This window comes from Rheinheimera soli (assembly GCF_031457405.1).
GTDB lineage: Bacteria > Pseudomonadota > Gammaproteobacteria > Enterobacterales > Alteromonadaceae > Pararheinheimera > Pararheinheimera soli_A.
Window position 1 is genome coordinate 1 of the sequence record NZ_JAVDWR010000043.1, and the last position, 4,115, is coordinate 4,115.

General features: G+C 47.0%; 5 protein-coding genes. 1 reads left to right on the forward strand and 4 read right to left on the reverse strand.

Translation table 11 applies throughout. The features are described from left to right. Both J2W69_RS20455 and J2W69_RS20460 read right to left on the reverse strand, forming a co-directional pair. Window positions 1–478 (reverse strand): RHS repeat domain-containing protein (locus J2W69_RS20455; protein WP_310282059.1); only part of this gene is annotated, 478 nt, incomplete at its 3' end. Continuing rightward, entirely contained in the window at window positions 471–704 is a 234-nt protein-coding gene (locus tag J2W69_RS20460) for a hypothetical protein (protein WP_310282061.1), read from the reverse strand. The genes J2W69_RS20455 and J2W69_RS20460, both read right to left, overlap by 8 nt. On the opposite strand from J2W69_RS20460, the gene J2W69_RS20465 reads away from it, so the two are divergent. Next, window positions 693–1,466 (forward strand): integrase core domain-containing protein, encoded by a 774-nt coding sequence (locus tag J2W69_RS20465; protein WP_310282063.1) that lies wholly within the window; start codon window positions 693–695, stop codon window positions 1,464–1,466. The genes J2W69_RS20460 and J2W69_RS20465 overlap by 12 nt on opposite strands. A 336-nt stretch (window positions 1,467–1,802) precedes the next feature. On the opposite strand, the gene J2W69_RS20470 is transcribed toward J2W69_RS20465, so the two are convergent. Further along, window positions 1,803–2,417, reverse strand: coding sequence for a hypothetical protein (locus J2W69_RS20470; protein WP_310282065.1), 615 nt, complete (start codon window positions 2,415–2,417; stop codon window positions 1,803–1,805). Between the two features lies 1 nt (window position 2,418). Further along, window positions 2,419–4,115: RHS repeat domain-containing protein (locus J2W69_RS20475; RefSeq protein ID WP_310282067.1), on the reverse strand; the 1,697-nt coding region annotated here is incomplete at its 5' end.

A 4,115-nucleotide genomic window follows, 5' to 3' on the forward strand; every position in this document is an offset into this window, starting at 1 on the left:
AGCTGTACTGGATACTCAGCCTGCTGTCGTGCGTGGTTTTTTCTCCCGGACGGTTCAGCTCGTCATACGCCTGATACTCTGTCCAGGACGGGCTGCCACCTTCTGCGTAAGGCAAGGATTCTCTGCTCAGGCGGCCAAGGTCATCATAGCCTTTATCCCTGTTTATCCACTCTCCGCTAAATCCCTGAACTGAGGTGCGTACTTCACGCCCCAGCATATCCAGATACACCCGCTGCTCTGGCATACCTTTTTGTTGCATCACAGCGGAAGACGGCGCATTGCCATCATAACGTGCTTCATCCAGTGTGACGTAACGGGTACCCGTGGCCGGCTCCTGTTGCTGTGTCATTCGACCAAACGCATCGTACTGGTAGGTGGTAACCAATCCGTTTGCATCCGTGCTGGATGACGGCACACCATAAGCCGGTACTGTTTTAATAGTGGTACTATGCCCCTTCGCATTGGTCACTTTACACACAAAAGCACCAGTGGCAAGCCCAGACCACGCTGGCACTGCTTTGGTTGTTCGGGCTGATGGCTCTGTGATACAGTTTTTTAAACGCCATAGCAATGAGACGGTATTTATGTTGTTGATTGTGGTACTGATATGCTTCTTGAAATTTTGCTTTCACCAAAATCGCAAGAGGTTCTTCCGTCCAGTCGTCCAACACAAGCCAAGGTTTTTCCGCACAATGCGTACTCATAAAAAACCAGACTGGGCCATTGTTGAAATTATTCGTTTAAAAGCCCTGATGCCAGACACAGGGTGCAGAACTTTGGCTGACCTTTTTAACCGCCGTTTTGCTACACAGAGGGTTTCGGTGGGTAAAACCTGGGTGTCCTACACCCTGCAACAACATCGTCATGCGGTGATGTTCAAACGCAAAGAACTGAAAAATAAAGCCCCTTATCAGGTCACACCGTTTCACTACTGGGGCATGGATTTAACTGGCGTGACTGACCAGCAAGGCATCACTCACACTGTGCTTGGGCTATGCGAACATCATTCCCGCAAAGCGCTGTGCTTATCGAAATTGCGCGATAAAGCCTCCGTCACTTTGGTTCGGGCCATCTGCTCTGCTATTGAGCTTTATGGCAAACCCCGCATTATCCGCACCGATAATGAAGCTGTTTTTACCTCAAGAACCTTTCGTTGGGCTTTGAAGTTCTTAGGAATTAAGTATCAATGCACTGAGTTAGGTTACCCCTGGCAGAACGGGAGAATTGAGCGGCTGTTTGGCACCTTCAAGCGACACATCAGAAAAATTATCGTTGAAGATGGAATAGCACTAAATCAACGTTTAGCTGAGTTTCAGTTTTGGTACAACACCATCCGTCCACACCAAAACCTGAAGGGCCACACACCAGATGAAATCTGGCATGGCAAAGCAATTCCTCAGACCAAAAACTGGATCTATATCGAATTCTGGACTGGCGTACTGCAGGGATTTTATGCAAGAGAATAGAAAAAAACGGCAGACTTCAAAAGAACAAAACACTGTCCGCGCAGGAGAGAGGCAACGGCTATCTGAATAGCCGCTACTTGCTCAAAAAGAAGACAAATTTTTAAGGAGCGCTAAAAACTCTACTCACAGTCAGGCATTTTTAGTGAAAAACCTATGCCAGATTGTTTAACTTTTAAACAAAACGGCATTACTAAAACCTTCAATAATCCCGCCGGACACCCGGACGGGACATCAAATTGCGAAAAAGTGGACAATGCCATTGCGGGACTGGAAACCGGCGATGAATCAGTTCATCATCATGTACGGTGATCGTGTATCACTATGATAAACAGCCACTTACACAGAAAATTTTACATACTCGACCTGCCCCCGTTGGTTTTTACTTTCACAACTTAATTTTTCGGGTAATTGTGCTAAATGCTTCCTTATTTGCTCCCAATAAATAAGTTTATTGAGTTGAATATCTATCTTCAATTGGTAACCTTGGTTACGACTTTCTAATGTGCACTCTCCCATCGATTCAGATAATGTAAAGCAACTACCTATATAACCATTTAAAGTAATCTCATTCGTCTTTTCGAATAAGTGAAAGACACCCGGAGATTCTTTGTCAGCTACTTTTACTAAGCCTAAATTTGAGTCTAATTCGATATTGTTTGATTCCGATATACTTAGCTCAAGTTCCGAGGCAAATTTCGACAAACTAAGCTCTGTATCAGCTGATATGTGAACGTAAGCATTACCACTTAGCTGACCACTCCATTCCCCTAGATCCCGCGAGATAGTGACTTCCTTGATTAGGTCAGTCGCCGACTTATCAATTGCTACAATTTGCTCATTACTTAGGCAGAGCTTCTCATTTTTAACTATCTCGACCTCCTGTTCGCCGGAGCATGAGATTAAGAGACTAACTCCTACCACTCCAAGTACTAATGACTTGTATATTTTCATGTTACCTCCCTGCTGGGTCGTGGTGTGTATCTTCATTAGCTATATAGCCTCGTCCAAAGCACATATGGAGACAATGCCACTTATTGTTAGGGTTCAACCCTGCAAACCAATTGGTCAATTTCGCTTGCCCCTCGATGAACGGAACAAACCGCCCTACCCCGAAGGGTGTTCCCCCATAAACATAGGGACTCAACCCTAGGTTTGAAAACACTTTGTGATGGAACACTGCTGCTTGATACTTATCTAAAACCCCCCATCTTTCACCTAACTTTCCAGTAAAATCTCTCTGAACTGCCGTAGCATGCCCTCGCATGACTGCAATACCCACATTCTCCATAAAAGAGGTAACTTCATTAAGGTTTGCGTCTGGAGATAGCTTTCCTGATGCCACGCCTTCATAAATCAGCCTCCCCTTAAGAACTTGGGCCATATCTCTATGCGCATCAGTTACAGCGGAATGCTCAGGATCCCACAATGCAAGTCCAGCCAAAGCCCACGGGTCCTCACTTTCATGTCGAGAATTCCAATATTCTTTCATTTTACCATCAGCTGCAAATTGCCTTTGCTCATCAGTTAGTGGTGCGTGGCTATTTCCACCCTGCGCCGCAGCTGCATCTTTCTGACTACCTGTATCTACAGCCGAGTTCTGCTTCTGCTGAGTCATTTTGCCTTGTGGGGTCGCCCCATTACCAGCTCCACCAACTCCGGTCATACTCACATCAACTCTTGAGCCGCCAGCAGACTGAATACCTCCCCCAGTTGCCTCCCGCTTGATACGACTACCAGTGACGGCAACTTTTTCTTTATCGTCAGGCTCTTTCGCTGAATACCCCGTTGGATCCGTCCCCGCCAACGGGTTATTCATAATGTACGAATACGGGTTCAGTGATTGGCTATTACCAGGACTCTGAATAATAGGGTCAACCGACAGGAACCGACCAAGGTTATAATCATACCCCCGGCCGTTCATATGAATTAACTCCACCTCATCCAGATGACGATGGTCGGTAAAGCCTCTTCTGGTGATACCTGCGTTACTCACTCCCGCAAAGTCGGTAAAGTTCAGCTGCTTCGGCCTGTGCGCTGGCTCCATCAATGCCCCGCTTACCTGTCTGGGTTTCCCAAACGCATCATAATGCCGCCGCCCTGTCACCTGACCATTGTGGTCGGTAAAGGTTACACTGCTGCCTAACCTGTCTTTGTGGCTGTACGCTATTTTATGACCATCTGTGCTGTTGTGGCTGATGATGGCTATATCATCCAGATACAACTTCCAGCTGCCGTCTGAACTCTTTTCATACGTCTTATCTATTTCAAAGGTCGTCAGCCCATTGCGAACTTCCTTCACACGCTCCAGCCGCGCTCCGTAGCTGAAACTAAAGTTGTTGCCACCCCGGCTTATACTGCCAGGTTGTTTAAAGCTGGTGTATGTGATGGCTAAACCGTCCCCGCTTATCAGATTCCCTTCATTGTCGTAACTGAAGTTCACCACACTGCCACCCGATTTGGTCACCTGCCGTACCGCATTCGGACCTGCATTTCCGCCAAGATTTTTAGTGCTATTGCCGTACTGGTAGCCACTGCCATAGTCCGATTTGCTCAGCATATTCCCCACCGCATCGTAGCTATAGCTCATACTCACCGACGCTCCTGCGCCGTTTGTTGTACTGCTGGTCAATCGATGCAGGTCATCGTAGC